The organism is Bacteroides clarus (genome assembly GCF_015555825.1).
Lineage (GTDB): Bacteria > Bacteroidota > Bacteroidia > Bacteroidales > Bacteroidaceae > Bacteroides > Bacteroides clarus.
This window is the reverse complement of sequence record NZ_JADNLF010000006.1, coordinates 183,244-199,782: the sequence shown is the minus strand read 5'-3', so window position 1 is coordinate 199,782 and position 16,539 is coordinate 183,244. Positions and strand designations below refer to the sequence as shown.

Sequence of the window (16,539 nt, the reverse complement as noted above, 5' to 3'; positions counted from 1 at the left end):
CCCGTTCAAAAGTCCTACTTTTGCCCCCCGAAAAAGAAAAGAGAGTGTTTGAGACAGTTAAGACAAGTATTTTGATTTTCTTTTTTCAGGCTTTCTCAAAGGAAAGCCGAAATGAAATCAAAACACTGTCTAAAAAGAGGCATTGCTACTATTTATTCGTTCCACCATGGTGGAACAGAAACTTCTCCATGATGGAACACAAGTTTCTCCACGGTGGAATGAAAACTTCCCCACGGTGGAACAAATAAACATTAGCAGCCGGACTTCTTAAACGAAGAAACAGATTACAATAATATATAGAAGACTGAAGATTATGGAAAAGATGAGAGACAGCATTGACTTCAAGAACATGGACATTGCGGCATTATTCCGCAAATTACTGCTCCCTACCGTACTGGGAATGATATTTTCCGCATTATTCGTCATTACCGACGGTATCTTTGTGGGAAAAGGTATAGGCAGCGATGCCCTTGCCGCCGTTAACATCGTGGCGCCGCTATGGTTATTCTCCACCGGTATCGGCCTGATGTTCGGCGTAGGAGCATCTGTGGTGGCTTCCATCCACTTGTCGCACAATAAGCCCAAAATGGCACGTATCAACATTACACAATCCATAGTGGTATCCTCCTTGTTGCTGATATGCACTTCCACCCTGTTTTGCCTGTTTGCGCCGCAAGTGGTGCATCTGTTAGGCGGTTCGGAACGGCTCGAACCTTTGGCAGTAGAATACATGCGCTGGTTCGTGCCATTCTCCGCTTTTACGGCCCTGCTTAATTCGGGAATGTTTTTCCTGCGACTGGACGGTTCGCCCAACTTCGCCATGTTGTGCAATATAGTTGCCGCCGTTCTGAATATCATACTCGATTATCTGTTTATTTTCCCCTTCGGCTGGGGGATGTTCGGCGCTGCTTTCGCAAGTGCCATAGGAACGACGGTGGGAGCGCTGATGATTATTGTCTATCTCGCACGGCGCAACTGTGCCCTGCGGTTCTATCCGGTGAAGCTCAGCCGCAACAGCATGAAGCTGATGAAACGCAATGTGGGTTATATGTGCCGGCTGGGTTCATCCGCCTTTCTGTGTGAAGTGGCGATTGCCTGCATGATGTTTGTCGGCAACCTTGTATTCATTCATTATTTGAAAGAAGACGGTGTGGCGGCATTCAGCATTGCCTGCTACTTCTTCCCGATTATATTTATGGTATACAATGCCATTGCGCAGTCGGCGCAGCCTATTATCAGCTTCAATTACGGGCTCAACGAGACGCCTCGTGTACGCCAAGCCTACCTGCTCGCCTTAAAGACAGCCATTGGTTGCGGAATATGCTTTGCGCTGGTTACAATATTCTGCAGCCGGGAGATTGTCGCCATGTTCATCGACCGGAGTTATCCTGCCTATGACATAGCAGTGAAAGGTTTGCCTCTATATGCATCCGGTTTCGTGTTTTTTGCGGTTAACATAGTTTCCATCGGCTATTTTCAGAGTGTGGAACGTGCCAAATACGCCACTTTCATCACGCTGCTGCGCGGATTTATCCTACTGACACTCTGCTTTTACGGACTTCCGCTGTTGCTGGGTAAACCGGGAATTTGGCTGGCTACCCCGCTGGCGGAACTGTTGACCGCTCTTTTCATACTCATTATTTATATAGGCAGGAAAAGAAATGGCAAGGAAAAATCAATATCTTTGCAGCATGGAAATCATGCTAAAGAAATTCTGCAAGAAGTATAAACTGCCCGAGAAAAGTTTATTTGAGCTATTGTCTCATATGGAAGAAGTTGCTTTTTCCAAAGGAGAGCTCATAATAGAGAAAGGAGAACGGAATTCTAATTTCTACCTCATAAAGAAAGGTATATGGCGGGCATACTATCTGGCAGACGGAACGGAAAACTCCTTATGGTTCGTCAGTCCCGGTGATGCCGCATTCTCTTCATGGGGCTATGTGGACGACAAACCGTCTCAGGTCAATATCGAGTCTGTAAACGACAGTACAGCCTATTGCATCAGTAAAGTCAAATTGGAAGCTCTGTTCGCACACTCTATCGAGATGGCAAACTTCGGCAGGAAGATTTTTGAACGTGAAATATTGTCAGTAGACGCTTCGACACTGGCTTATGGGGCGCCGCCTACCGCCAAAGAGCGTTATCTTACATTAATGGAAGAGAACCCGGAACTATTGCAGGATGTACCGCTGAAATACCTGGCTTCATACCTGTATATCACTCCGCAATCATTAAGCCGCATACGTGCCGGACTGAGAAAAAAAGGGAATATGTAAAAATAAGAAACACTTACTGTTTGTTTCTTTGATTAAGCGCAAATTCCACGGATTTCACAGAATAAAGAATAAAATAAATCTGTGAAATCCGTGGAATCTTATATTGAATAACGTACAAAAGTCCGTTATTTCTTTACCAATACCATCACAAGGTTATTATCCGTGTCATAGAAGCCCATACCGCCGCCTGCCAGCTTACCGAAAGACTGAACGGAATTCAACGCTTTCAAGACCCGGCCTTCCACTTCCATATCAGGGCATGCCATCATAGTGCTGATGACTCTCGGGAACGAAATGGCCGCAGGATTTGCATCATCCACATCAAAAGAACCGTTGATGATGTTACATCCGGCATTACCGTGCATGCGTTTTTCCGCAATGTCAAACTCGATAGCCGGCTGTTTCTCCATTCCGGAAGGAATAGCCTGCCCGCCGGCCTCACTGATTATCCATCTGCCATTCAGGTCGGACAACTTGGAAGAAGCTTCCTTCTTCTGCAATACGATAAGGGGACGGTTGGAAGAACCGCACAACGCCATGTTCTCTTTGCCCAGTTGCTTATATTTCTTTACTTGCCCCAAAGCGGCCAACACATTCTTTTCGACTGTCATGTCAGGACACATCATACGGGTACTTCCCAGCGCTCCCAGGTCTATCTGTCCGGGCTTGGCATTCACGTCGAAAGAGCCCATCAGGCGGTTGCAACCGCTGTTTCCATAGACTTTTCCGGTCTTTGTGTCAAAACCGATGAAAGGGAATTCCTGATTCGGAGCGGGCACGACCGCACTGCCGTTTATTTCAATAATATTCCACTCGCCACTCAGAGAAGAGAGAGTTGCGGCATTTTTAGTCGAAGCGCACGATGACAGCCCCATCAGAGTAGCCGCCATACAAAGGGAAACAAATACTTTCTTCATTGCTATTTTTTGTTTAAGTTAATTTTTACGGAACAAAGATATGTAAAATAACCCAAAAGCAAACCCTTTGTTTAGAAATAGCAGTACTTTCCCCAAAGTATTTAGCAGGATTTTAATGTTTATCTGAGAATTAAGCCTTATATTTGCTCTTTGAAAAAATGATAATCATATTTAAAACTTTTGTAAGTAGAAGAAATGGGTAAAGTTCTTATTATCGGTGCAGGCGGTGTAGGTACCGTTGTTGCGCACAAAGTGGCTCAAAATCCGGATGTGTTCACAGAAATCATGATTGCCAGCCGCACCAAATCCAAATGTGACGCCGTTGTGAAAGCAATCGGTAACCCTAACATCAAAACCGCCCGGGTAGATGCAGACAGCGTGGACGAACTGGTGGCGCTCTTCAATAGTTTCAAACCTGAAATCGTCATAAATGTGGCTCTCCCCTATCAGGACCTTACCATCATGGAAGCCTGTCTGAAAAGCGGAGTGAATTATCTGGATACGGCCAATTACGAGCCGAAAGACGTCGCTCACTTTGAATACAGCTGGCAATGGGCATACAAAAAACGTTTTGAAGACGCCGGACTGACAGCTATCCTCGGTTGTGGTTTCGACCCGGGTGTAAGCGGCATATATACCGCCTACGCCGCCAAGCATCACTTCGATGAAATTCAATACCTGGATATAGTAGACTGCAATGCGGGAAATCATCATAAAGCGTTTGCAACCAACTTCAATCCGGAAATCAATATTCGCGAAATCACCCAGAACGGACGTTATTACGAAAACGGCGAGTGGGTAACCACCCGGCCGCTGGAAATCCATAAAGCGCTCACCTACCCGAACATCGGACCGCGTGACTCTTATCTTCTTTATCACGAAGAACTGGAATCTCTGGTAAAGAACTTCCCCACCATCAAGCGTGCACGTTTCTGGATGACGTTCGGACAAGAATACCTTACGCACCTGCGTGTTATCCAAAACATCGGCATGGCACGTATCGACGAGGTGGAATACAACGGCATGAAAATCGTTCCGCTGCAATTCCTGAAAGCCGTACTCCCCAACCCGCAGGATTTGGGCGAGAATTACGAAGGCGAAACCTCCATCGGTTGCCGTATCCGCGGTTTGAAGGACGGCAAGGAACACACCTATTATATATACAACAATTGCAGCCACCAGGAAGCTTACAAGGAAACAGGCATGCAGGGCGTGAGCTACACAACCGGCGTTCCCGCCATGATTGGCGCCATGATGTTCCTCAAAGGCCTGTGGAAAAAACCGGGCGTATGGAACGTGGAGGAATTCGATCCCGATCCGTTCATGGAACAGCTTAACAAGCAAGGATTGCCTTGGCATGAAGTAGTTGACGGAGACCTGGAAATTTAGTTTAATGAAGAATGAAGAATGAAAAATGAAGAATTTGGTTGCACAACACACGCCGCATGGTAATTCTTCATTCTTCATTCTTAATTCTTAATTTTTAATTTATATGAACGTAGGAGATAAAGCGCCCGAAATACTGGGTATCAATGAAAAAGGCGAAGAAATTCGTCTGAGCGATTATAAAGGAAAGAAAATAGTACTTTACTTTTATCCAAAAGACTCAACTTCAGGCTGTACGGCGCAAGCCTGCAACCTGCGCGACAACTATGCCGACTTGCGCAAGGCCGGTTATGAAGTTATCGGAGTCAGCGTAGACAACGAGAAGTCTCACCAAAAATTCATCGAAAAGAACAACCTGCCCTTTACCCTTATTGCAGACACAGACAAGAAACTGGTAGAACAATTCGGTGTATGGGGTGAAAAGAGCATGTACGGACGTAAATATATGGGCACCTTCCGCACCACCTTTATCATTAATGAAGAAGGAGTGATCGAGCGTATCATCACGCCCAAGGAAGTAAAGACCAAAGACCACGCCGCACAAATCCTGTAATAAAGATTAGTGAGCAACGGTCAGTGATTAATGCCGTGCGATCCCGCTCATTAATCATTCACCACCGATCACTAACCACTAAACACTAATTATTTATTTTATATGGCAAAGAAAGACGAACTTAATTTTGAAAACGGAAATAATATGGCAGCAAGCGAAAAACTAAAGGCACTGCAAGCTGCCATGGATAAGATAGAAAAAAGTTTCGGTAAGGGTTCTATCATGAAAATGGGCGATGAAAGCGTCGAACAAGTAGAAGTAATCCCTACCGGTTCTATCGGACTGAACGTAGCATTGGGTGTAGGCGGTTATCCCCGCGGACGTATCATTGAAATCTACGGTCCGGAATCTTCCGGTAAGACCACGTTGGCGATCCATGCCATCGCCGAAGCGCAAAAGGCGGGCGGCATCGCGGCGTTCATCGATGCGGAGCACGCTTTCGACCGTTTCTATGCGGCCAAACTCGGCGTAGATGTAGACAACCTCTTGATTTCGCAACCGGACAACGGCGAGCAGGCATTGGAAATTGCAGAACAACTGATTCGTTCTTCCGCCATCGACATCATTGTGGTAGACTCCGTAGCCGCCCTGACCCCGAAAGCCGAAATTGAAGGCGATATGGGCGACAACAAGGTAGGCTTGCAGGCACGTCTTATGTCACAAGCGCTGCGTAAGCTGACATCCGCCGTAAGCAAGACGCGTACAACCTGTATCTTCATCAACCAGCTCCGCGAAAAAATCGGTGTAATGTTCGGTAACCCCGAAACAACCACCGGAGGTAACGCGTTGAAGTTCTATGCTTCCGTACGTCTCGACATCCGTGGAAGCCAGGCTATCAAGAACGGAGAAGAAGTAATCGGTAAGCAGACCAAAGTGAAAGTTGTAAAGAACAAGGTAGCTCCTCCTTTCCGTCGTGCAGAATTCGACATTATGTTCGGCGAAGGCATCTCGCGCGCAGGAGAAATCATCGACCTGGGTGCGGAACTGGGTATCGTTAAGAAAAGCGGTTCCTGGTTCAGCTATAACGACACCAAAATCGCACAAGGACGCGACGCCGCCAAACAAGTTATTCTGGACAACCCGGAACTGGCGGAAGAACTGGAAGGACTTATCTTTGCAGAACTGAGAAAAGACAAATGATTCCTTGATTTATGATTTCGGATTTATGAGTGTATAAGTCTGAAATCAGAAGTCAGGAAATACTCCGGCACGAATTGTACGGCATCTTACGGATAAGGAATAAAAATCCGTAGTATTCTGTACGATTCGTGCCTTATTTATGTCATTACACAAGCTACACCATACTCTGATGTGGCTTTCTTTTTATGTACAATTTTATTTTTGTACGAAAATGTACTCTGTCTGTACTATTATAGAAGAATGTTTTTATATATATTTATAACTTTGCCACCGGATTTAAAAAACAGCATAAGATAATCTTATTTTTGATAATATGAAAAGAAACCATTCCGTGAGCTTTAAAAGAGCGAGTTCTCTTTTATTCTTTTTGCTGCTTTCGCTGACTGCGCTGCAAGCACAAATCAAAATTACAGGTACGGTTACCGATGAGACTAAAGAAACAGTTATCGGAGCCAACATTACTGTAAAAGGAACCACAATCGGTACTATCAGCGATATAAACGGCAAATACTCGATTGAAGTACCTAATCAGAAAGCCATTCTTGTTTTCTCCTTTATCGGTTACACCACCCGTGAAATTCCGGTAGGAAAGAATAAAGTAATCGATGTCGTAATGAAAGAAGACGGCGTGATGCTGAATGAAGTAGTAGCCATCGGTTATGGTAGCGCCAAGAAAGGCGACCTTGCCGGTTCTGTGGCGAAAGTAGACATGGAAGAACTCAATAAAACTCCTGTCGCATCGTTCGACCAGGCATTAGGCGGACGTGTTGCCGGTGTGCAAGTGGTAAGCGGTGACGGACGTCCCGGTTCGGCAGCGAACATCGTTATCCGCGGTAGTAATACGGTTTCCGACAACTCCGACGGTTCTCCGTTGTATGTTATCGACGGTTTTGCGACCGACGACCCCAACGCCGCCGCCTATAACCCGAGTGACATCGAGTCCATGGACATTCTGAAAGATGCTTCCGCAACCGCCATTTATGGCGCGCGCGGCGCTAACGGCGTAATTATCATCACTACCAAACGCGGTAAAGAGAGTGCTCCCCGCGTGACATACGACGGTTACTTTACCTGGCAGGAACAGCCTCAATTCCTCGACATCATGAACGGTAAGCAGTTTATGAAGTTGCAGACCGAAATGTTGACCGAGAAAGAACTGAACGATACCTACTTCGGATATAGCGAAGCATTGGGACGTAAACGCACATTGGCCGATTACGATTACATACCTTATTATAACTGGCAAGACGAGGTATATCGGGGCGCTCCCATGACAAGCCACAATGTATCTCTTTCCGGCGGTAGTAAAAACACCCGTTATAGCTCGAGTATTTCTTATTATAACCAGCAAGGCGTTATCATCAACTCCTCTTACGAGAGCTTAAAGGCGCGCCTTACTCTCGACCAGAACATCAGCAAATCCGTAAAGTTCGGAGCAACGATGAACTTTGCCAATAACCTGTCCAAAGGTTCGGCACCCTCACAGTCGGGCGGCGGTACATCTCAATATTACCTCTATCAGGTACTCGCTTACCGTCCGGTTACTTACAATGAGAAAGACGACCTGATTAACAACATGGTGGATGAGAGCGGAAACTATCCGTACAACCCCATGAAAACCGTACAGAACTCGTACGACCAGACCCGTACACGCCAACTGAACCTGAATACGTATCTGACTTGGGATATTATCAAGAACCTGACTTTCAAAGCCACGTTCAACTATACGTGGAGACAAGATGTGCGCCGGACGTTCTACAACTCGGATACTTATCAGGGAGACCCCAAATACTCCGCAAGCGGTGTAAACGGTAATTTCTCCGACAAAGACCGTAACAGTTGGTCCAACGAATACACATTGAACTACAAACGCCGTTTCGGCGATCACAATCTGGCAGGACTTCTCGGAGCTTCTCTTTCCAGTGACCGCACTACGGTGATGGGAGCCGGTTCGGGACTTATCACATGGGAAAGCCTCGGTTTCTGGGGGTTGGATAGCGGTACTCCCCGCTCCATCACTACCACCAGCGTGGAAAGCAAACTGATGTCTTACTTCGCGCGTTTCAACTACGACTGGAAGTCACGCTACATATTGATCGCTACCATCCGCGCCGACGGTTCGTCACGCTTCCCCTACAACAAATGGGGTTATTTCCCTTCGGCATCATTTGCATGGCGTCTTTCCGACGAGCCGTTCATGAATTTGGAAGATACATTCGTGTCCAACCTGAAACTGCGTGTAGGTTGGGGAGCTACCGGTAACAACAATACTTACAATGACTACGCTTCTTCCGTGCTCTATGCCACCGGCCAGAACTACGCATTCAACAATATGCTCACTTCAGCCATCTACAACAGTCAGATAGGTAACAGAAACCTGAAATGGGAAACTACCTACCAAACGAATATCGGTTTGGACTTCGGTTTCTTCAACAACCGTATCAACGGTGAAATCGATATCTACAACAAAGACACCAAAGACCTGTTGCTCTACGCCGAAGTGCCCGGTTCGCTCGGTTTCTCTTCCGTACAACAAAATATCGGAAGTATCAACAACCGCGGTCTTGAATTTTCTATCAATACCGTAAACTTTGTAGGCGGTAAGGGCAAATTCAAATGGACCACCAACTTCAATATCTCTTTCAACAAGAGTAAAGTCACAGGACTTTCCGACGGACAGGAGAGCCGTTACAGCAGCGTGATAACCACTAACAACTATATCTGTAAGGTGGGACACCCGCTATCCGAGATGTACGGCTATGTATACGACGGTGTCTATCAGTACGAAGACTTCAACGAAGTGGCTCCCGGACAATACGTATTGAAGCCTGAGATACCCAATAATACTGAAGTTCGCAGCAACATCCAGCCCGGTAGCGTAAAATTGAAAGATTTGAACGGCGACGGTAAGGTAACGGCTGAAGACCAAACGATTATCGGTCACGGTCTGCCCATCCACACCGGAGGTTTCACCAATAACTTCGAGTGGAAAGGCTTCGACTTGAGCGTATTCTTCCAATGGTCTTACGGCAACGACGTTATCAACTATAACCGTACCCGTCTGGAATCGCTCAACAGCAAGCACACTAACCAGCTTGTTTCCGCCGCCAACCACTGGACACCGCGTACGGTTAACCCGGACGGCAGCATTACCGAAGGTAACTACACCAATTATCTGTGTGCTCCCAACCGCAGCCTGACCAACATCAATACCGACCGAGAAATAGAAGACGCTTCTTTCTTGCGGTTAAAGAATGTGCAGCTGGGTTACAGCTTCCCCACCAAGATGCTGAAGAACCTGAAGATACGTTCGCTCCGTGTATATGTATCCGCACAGAACATTTGGACGTGGACCAAATATACCGGTTACGATCCCGAAGTATCTACCCGTAACTCGGCTATGACACGCGGTTTCGACTATTCCTCCTACCCTCGCACCCGTTCCTATACATTCGGCGTGAAGTTAGGTTTGTAATATGATATTCAGAAGTAACTAAAAAGATATAAACACCATGAAAAAGTTGATATATATATTGCTAAGTGCCGGACTCTGCACCTCATGCAACTTCCTGGACACTGAAATTTACGACAATCCCGATGCGGAGACCATCTATCAGGATGAAACCTCTTGTATGTCCGGATTAGCCGGTGTATACGACGTATTGGGTTATGCGGGAACTTACGGACAATACTTGTGGGGCGACCTCGACTCCGGAACAGATATTCTCGTCTACAACCGCAGCTACGGTAAAGATAACCTCCAACCCAATCTTTATACGCACAACAATACGGACGGTTATATCAAGGACTGCTGGCTTGCCCTCTACGACGGCATCAACCGCGCCAACGATTTTATCGACCTCATCAATCAGCGTACAGACGAACAATGCGGAAGCGCAAGAAACAAGAAAATGTATATTGCCGAGGCTCGCGCACTGCGTGCACTCTACTATATGAATCTCGTTGCCTATTGGGGTGAAGTGCCATTGCGCCTGACTCCTACCCGCGACCTCACCACGCAGCTCTTGGAAAAGTCTCCGCAGGAAGCTATATACGCACAAATTATCCGTGACCTGAAAGCGGCGGAAAGCGGCTGTCTTCCCGCTGACGAGCTGAACGCCCCGGGACGCATCTCCCGTACCACGGTACAGGCATTATTGGCGCGTGCCTATATCTGGCAGTCCGGTTATCCTGTTTATGCCGATACTTGGGAAGAAGCCCGTACCTATGCCAAGAAAGTTATAGACAGCAATCTGCATCACCTTTACGGAGAAACAGACCCTGCTCACCAAGGCTATCGCGACCTTTTCATCAATATGTGTTCCAATCGTTACGACCTCGAAGCCCGCGAAAGCATGTTCGAGGTGGAGTTCTACGGCAATGGCATGGACCGCAGTAACGAATGCGGTAAAGTAGGTTTGTACATCGGTATATCGCAAGGTGTCACCACCGACCCTGATGTACCTTACGCATACGCCTGGTACGATGCTACCAAGATACTATACCGCCTCTACTTGGAAGACGGTCTGGAAAGTGACAGAGATGCGGAAAGAGAATACAAAGTAAATGTAGCCAAAGACAAAGGCGACCAGCGTCGTTGGTGGACTTTCGCCGACTACACTTATAAAGCCAATGACAAGACCGGAAAAATAGAAAAGAACTACCTGACCGATGCCAACCTGACAAGCGCCAACAACTACGGCCGCACCGGCAACCCCGGCAAATGGCGTGCCGAATACGACCCCGTACGTCCGTGGGCACGTAACAATTCGTCCATCAACTTCCCCATCATGCGTTTTGCCGACGTATTACTGATGTTTGCCGAAGCCGAAAACGAACTGAACGGCCCCACAGATGAGTGTATAAAAGCCCTCAACCGCGTACGCGAACGTTCCAATGCACGAACTCTCCTACAAGGAGAAGCCGGTAGAACCGACAACAAGGAGAACATGCGGCAATTACTGTTCAGAGAACAGACACGCGAACTCTGCTTTGAAGTGCCCCGGCACATGGAATTGCGCCGCCGCGGCGAACAGTTCTATTTCGACCGCATACGTATGCTCTACGACCAAACCGCTCCAGAGAACCCTAATTGCGGTGCTTCCAGCGCCACAGTGGGTTATGAGCGTAGCGACGTACGTTCCGTTCCTGCCTACAATATATCCGAGCGTAATTTGTATCTGCCCATACCGCAGTGCGAGTTAAGCACCAATACCATCTGTAAGCAGAACGAACGCTGGTAACCCGATTAAAGTATATAATAGAAACGATAAATAACAGTTCATAACGATATGAAAACAAATAATAATCCCACTTCCGGTAAACGCCTTGCGCAACTGCTGGCGTTATGCCTGCTCGCTACTTTTTCCTCATGCGATCGCGATGGAACCGAAAGTGTAGAATTCGGTGTAAACGTCCAAACACCCGATGCAGTGTATGCCGGTCAGCCTGTCACCTTCGAATTCGACGGAAATCCCGACTACATAGCTTTCTACTCCGGCGAGAAAAACGACCGTTATGCCAACAGAGACCGTACCACGCTGCCCGAAGTAGACAGTCTCGGACTTTCATACTCCGCCAAGATGCAATATGCCGAAAATTATGACTATTTGGGCGACCGTATCCTGCGCGTCATGATTTCCGATACTTACGACGGTTCGGGAGAAATCAACCCCGAAGAATGGCACGACCTTACCGATCCGGATCCGGCTGTCAATGAAGAATACCTGAAAAGTGTTATCTTGGAAACCAGTACCACAGCCAAACTGCCGTATGCCGCTGTCAATCTCAGCCAATACAAAGATAAGGATTTCTACCTTGCTTTCCGTTATCTGGCGGAGCCTCACACAGGAATAAAAAGCGAAGGACATACTCTTCCGAACAACCCTACAAAGACATATAGCTACGACAACCGCCCCCGCATCGACATCACCGAACTTAAACTCGTGAAGCGCGAACCGGACAAAAACCTGATTGTAGTGGAAGACATGGTAAGAGAGTTCGTTTTCACGCCGCATTTTGTCACCTCCAAGGTACAGAACAACTTCACTGTCAGCAACTACAGTATGATGTTCCAACCGCAAGAATACGTCGTAACGGATGGAAAAATAACAGTCAACGAATCCCAGGATTACGACATCGATGTATGGATGGTAAGCCAGAAGCTGTCGCCGCATAGCGTAGAGCCCGACCGTGGTACTCCTATCAAGGGAACAAACGCCCGTCTCGGCATCTATCAGCACACTTACAGCGAACCGGGTACCTATACCGCCACTTTCATCGTTACCAATGCCAACAAATGGAATTCGGAACAGACAGTACGTGAAGTAACCGTTGAAGTGAAACCCGCACAATAATTCAAACAAGCGTTTTATTAACCACTAAAAATAATTATTATCATGAAAAAGATTATTTTAAGCGTTTTCGGTATGCTGGTTATGGCAGCCGGACTGCAAGCACAAGAATTGATAAAGGACAATGAATTCGACAACGCCGACCTCACTACAGAATATGGCAGCAAAGACAACGTGACATTCGGTACTTGGTGCGCCGTAAACGATGAAACCGCAGCTTCTTTCCGCATCATCAACGACAAGCAGCGCGGCAAAGTATTGGAATTTTCCGTAGACCCCAAACTGACTACCTGGTACAAGTCGTTCGTGGCACAACGTTACGAAGGCAGCGTAGAACCGGGTATGTATAAATTGGGTTTCTGGGCTAAGTCCGAAGACATGGGACAAGTAAAAGTATTCATCCGTCTGCGTGATGCCAACGGTAAAGACCTGCAACGTTTCTTTGTGTGCACACAAAGCCAGCCTAAGAAAGCGGATCGCAAATTCTACGGTGGTTTCGGCAAGGCGAACCCTTCGGGTAAGTGGACCTACTACACGCTCGACTTCAACTTCGGTAAAGTGGCCAACAGCATCTACCAGTTCAGCATGAACGATACGGAGGATGCTACTCCCACAGACTTGAAGAACTTCTCTATCTGTTTCCAAAACAGTGCATCCGAACCGTCAAGTGTCCTGATAGACGGCGTATCACTGAAGAAAATAGAAGAATAACACGCAATCAAATAAAGAAACGGTATCCGTTATGATAAAAAACAAACTCATATTTCTTTTCCTTGCAGGGGCTTTATTGACCGCCTGCAGCGATGATGAAGCACCTGCCGCAGACCCTAAGGCATACCCTCTCATTATCGAAGCAAAGGTGTACACCAACTATGACACCCAGCAGGAAGGAACTACCTGGACCAAGCCCGAGGACAAAATCGGCGTATATGTGCTGAAAAGCGGCAGCAGCGAAGTGGTGAGTCCGCACGCTAATCTCAGTTACAGCCCTACACCGACTTCGTATGACGACTATTTCCAGCCCGACCAAGTAGACGCCATTCCCTACTTTCCTACAACAGGTGAGGATGTATGGGATGTAGCCATCTACTATCCGCGTCAGGAAACATTCGAAACCGAAGGTATGGTGCCTCTGAAGTTGGACAAACAGGGAGACATGAAAGCATCTTCCCTATTGTATGGACGTGCCAACTCGCTCACTAAAGAGAATACGGTGGCTTCCATGCGCCTTGCTCCCGCCCTGAGCCGTTTGGTATTTTACTTCCGTGCGGAGGGAGATATAACGGCGGAACAGCTCGATAATGTGACAGTAGACCTTAACGGCCTACCTACCATCGGTAGTTTCAATGTTGTCGAGGGACGTTTCAGTGCCGATACAGAAAGTGTAGCCTCGTTCCGTATGCGTACTTCCTCGTCTACCGATGCCACCGTGGCACGCACCACAGAAGCATTTGTTATGCCTCTCGGCAGTACACAGGGATATGTAGCCACTATCAATGCAAACAAGTTGCCTGATGCGCTGAAGAAGAAGACTTATACTATCGGTAGCAGCATAGGTAGTTTTGAGCGTGGGATGCAGTATGTATTCGATGTTACTGTCAGCAACACCGGCTATACTATCGATAGTTCTTCCTCACCTATCGCAGGTTGGGAAGAAGGAGATAAAATTAGTGGTGAAGGTGAAGAAGCACAATCTTAGTGTATTCTAAGTAAGACTTCATACTTCATTCACATTACACATATCACCAAAAGTATTAATTAACTACCAAAAATAATTTAATAATATGAGAACTTTAAAACATTTAACATTTTGCCTTGCAGCGGCATTTATAGCTACCGGTTGCAGTCAAGAAGATAATGAACCTCAAACAACTGTAAAGAAAGGTACGCCTGCCGAGTTTACAATGACTATAAATGGTGGAACAGGTACACGTACTATAACTACCCATAATGAAGAAAACCGTACAATCTCCTGGAGAGAGGGCGATGAAGTTGGTATCTTTGCTGTTAGTAGTGATGGTACACAGAGTAATCGTAAATACACCTATAATAATAATGAATGGAAAGCTGTTAGCGTAAGCGATGCAATTACATTAACAGAAGGAACTGATTATACCTTTTATGCATATTATCCTTATACAGCAAATATAACAGCAGCAGCTGCTAGTCTGAATGTGTTACCCGACCAGTCTACTCAAGGTGAAGGTAACAGTAGCTATGATTTAAGCGACGTACTTATTTCAAAGGTAAATGAAAGTACCTATAACGGTGATCCCATCACTCTGAATTATAGTCATGCTTATGCTATGGTAGAGGTACTTATAGCTGGAGATAAAGTAGGTGATACAGCTCCTCAAAAAGTAGTTTTAAAGAATGTAATCACCGATGCCAACATTGACCTTACTACACAAATAATAACAAATACTACCAACAAACAAGATGTAATTATGTCCTATGTAGCAAATACAGAAAACACAGGAACTTATCTTTACCGTGCTATTGTTCCCGAACAAATAATGACACAAGGTAGTACATTGTTAGAAGTTTATGGAGTCAATAGTGGTAAAAATTATATGTTTAAAGCCCCTAAAGATATAACATATCCCCAGGGTAAATATTTCAGAATGGAAGTAACTATCGGTCAGAATAATGCAGGTATCAAATTCCCTAAGGGCGATATTGATCCATGGGCACCAACACCTGGTATTGATTTAGAAGGAGAAGAACTGAAAGAAAATCTTATCACAAAATCTATTGCAGATTTAACTAGTAATGATTTTCAGACTGTAACCAGCATAGACTATTTCCAAGATGGTGATTTTTGGTATGCTCTTAACAATACAGAAGCTGAAATTCAAGCAACACTTGTAAATGAGAACGGCGAAAACTATATTTCATTTACAACTCTAGGCACTCCATCAGGTAGTTGGTTCAAAAGCAGTATTGGATATCATCACAAACAGAAGTTTCAGCCAACTTACCACAAACTAACCTTTAAATTAAGAGCAGACAAAGTTGGAGGTGAAATGCGTATTTTCATTAGAACATATTCAAAAAATGATGGTAATTTATTCTTCTGTAACTCATTGGGAAAGAGTGCTAATTTAGGAGCGACAAAGCCTACCCAAACAGATGTTGATGAACAAAAATGGATAGACCAAGAAATTTTCTTTGATTTTACTAAGGCAACTACAAGTACAGCCGGAAGCCCGAGCGCTGCAGATATTAAAGAAATAGCAGATATATCAGAGGCCTACGAACAATTGGAATTAAAATTTGTGTCGAATAAAAATACAGGTATAAATCCCGTAAATTTCCATATTAAAGACGTAAAATTAGAACCGATTGCTTTTGAAGAAATACCTGAGCAACAAAGACCTCAAATATAATTCAACCTTAATCAAATCTCTATCCAAGAGCTATAGCTCTTAACCAAAATCCCTTGCCGCCCCCATGGCAAGGGATTTTTTAGCTTCATACCTCTTTGTCACACATACTCAAAGAAGTTATCCCCTTATCCTACGATAAAATAATCACTTTTATATACATTTATCCTTAACTTCCCCATTCAAATTCTGTCATTCAGAGCGTAGCGCAGAATCTGCTCTCTTGGCATATATTTGGAGAAGAGATTCTTCGATACGCTCTGAATGACTTATACCGGATGAAAGCTGATACATAACAGAATACAATCAGTTCTCATTGCTTACACTAACATCAAAAAACAAGCCATAACCATACGCAATACAAAGTACCACTTTAGCCCCGTAAGGTGTCACTCTGTAATATCAAAGTGCCATTTTACAAAGCTCAAGCAGGGCTTTACAAAATCAGACTCCCCCTTGAACAATAATCTCCCCTTTTCTGTATTTTTTTATACCTCACATATCCCTCAAAATGCCGAATTTAGCAAC

The 16,539-nt window shown here is 45.6% G+C and carries 12 protein-coding genes; 11 read left to right on the top strand and 1 reads right to left on the bottom strand.

The window, feature by feature from the left end:
• Positions 1 to 313 precede the first annotated feature (313 nt).
• Positions 314 to 1,729: an MATE family efflux transporter gene (locus tag I2F54_RS08930; protein WP_195501008.1), complete on the top strand. Its 1,416-nt coding sequence runs from the start codon at positions 314 to 316 to the stop codon at positions 1,727 to 1,729.
• Positions 1,692 to 2,276 carry a Crp/Fnr family transcriptional regulator gene (locus tag I2F54_RS08925; protein WP_022219611.1) on the top strand — a complete coding sequence of 195 codons (585 nt, stop codon included), beginning with the start codon at positions 1,692 to 1,694 and terminating at the stop codon, positions 2,274 to 2,276. The genes I2F54_RS08930 and I2F54_RS08925 overlap by 38 nt, the downstream gene beginning before the upstream one ends.
• Before the next feature lie 125 nt (positions 2,277 to 2,401).
• Here I2F54_RS08925 and I2F54_RS08920 read toward each other — a convergent pair whose 3' ends face one another.
• On the bottom strand, positions 2,402 to 3,193 hold the full coding sequence (locus tag I2F54_RS08920) for an META domain-containing protein (protein ID WP_022219610.1): 792 nt from the start codon (positions 3,191 to 3,193) through the stop codon (positions 2,402 to 2,404).
• A 195-nt stretch (positions 3,194 to 3,388) separates the two neighbouring features.
• On the opposite strand from I2F54_RS08920, the gene I2F54_RS08915 reads away from it, so the two are divergent.
• From I2F54_RS08915 to I2F54_RS08875, 9 genes are all read left to right on the top strand, one after another.
• Positions 3,389 to 4,582, top strand: coding sequence for a saccharopine dehydrogenase family protein (locus tag I2F54_RS08915; protein ID WP_195501007.1), 1,194 nt, complete (start codon positions 3,389 to 3,391; stop codon positions 4,580 to 4,582).
• A gap of 103 nt (positions 4,583 to 4,685) precedes the next feature.
• A complete protein-coding gene (bcp, locus tag I2F54_RS08910) occupies positions 4,686 to 5,132 on the top strand; it encodes a thioredoxin-dependent thiol peroxidase (RefSeq protein WP_009121489.1) in 447 nt (148 codons plus the stop codon).
• 102 nt (positions 5,133 to 5,234) lie between these two features.
• Positions 5,235 to 6,272: a recombinase RecA gene (gene recA / locus I2F54_RS08905; RefSeq protein ID WP_009121488.1), complete on the top strand. Its 1,038-nt coding sequence runs from the start codon at positions 5,235 to 5,237 to the stop codon at positions 6,270 to 6,272.
• Between the two features lie 313 nt (positions 6,273 to 6,585).
• Entirely contained in the window at positions 6,586 to 9,747 is a 3,162-nt protein-coding gene (locus I2F54_RS08900) for a SusC/RagA family TonB-linked outer membrane protein (protein ID WP_087426257.1), read from the top strand.
• A 37-nt stretch (positions 9,748 to 9,784) separates the two neighbouring features.
• Positions 9,785 to 11,515, top strand: a complete 1,731-nt coding sequence (locus I2F54_RS08895; RefSeq protein ID WP_195501006.1) for a RagB/SusD family nutrient uptake outer membrane protein — start codon at positions 9,785 to 9,787, stop codon at positions 11,513 to 11,515.
• A gap of 48 nt (positions 11,516 to 11,563) precedes the next feature.
• The gene (locus I2F54_RS08890) at positions 11,564 to 12,628 is read left to right on the top strand and encodes a DUF5017 domain-containing protein (RefSeq protein ID WP_195501005.1); all 1,065 of its coding nucleotides are present in this window, start codon (positions 11,564 to 11,566) and stop codon (positions 12,626 to 12,628) included.
• Between the two features lie 42 nt (positions 12,629 to 12,670).
• Positions 12,671 to 13,336 carry a DUF4627 domain-containing protein gene (locus I2F54_RS08885; protein ID WP_009121483.1) on the top strand — a complete coding sequence of 222 codons (666 nt, stop codon included), beginning with the start codon at positions 12,671 to 12,673 and terminating at the stop codon, positions 13,334 to 13,336.
• 31 nt (positions 13,337 to 13,367) lie between these two features.
• Positions 13,368 to 14,324, top strand: a complete 957-nt coding sequence (locus I2F54_RS08880) for a fimbrillin family protein (RefSeq protein WP_195501004.1) — start codon at positions 13,368 to 13,370, stop codon at positions 14,322 to 14,324.
• Positions 14,325 to 14,409: 85 nt separating this feature from the next.
• Positions 14,410 to 16,014: a fimbrillin family protein gene (locus I2F54_RS08875; RefSeq protein WP_118467122.1), complete on the top strand. Its 1,605-nt coding sequence runs from the start codon at positions 14,410 to 14,412 to the stop codon at positions 16,012 to 16,014.
• The last annotated feature ends 525 nt before the right edge of the window (positions 16,015 to 16,539 follow it).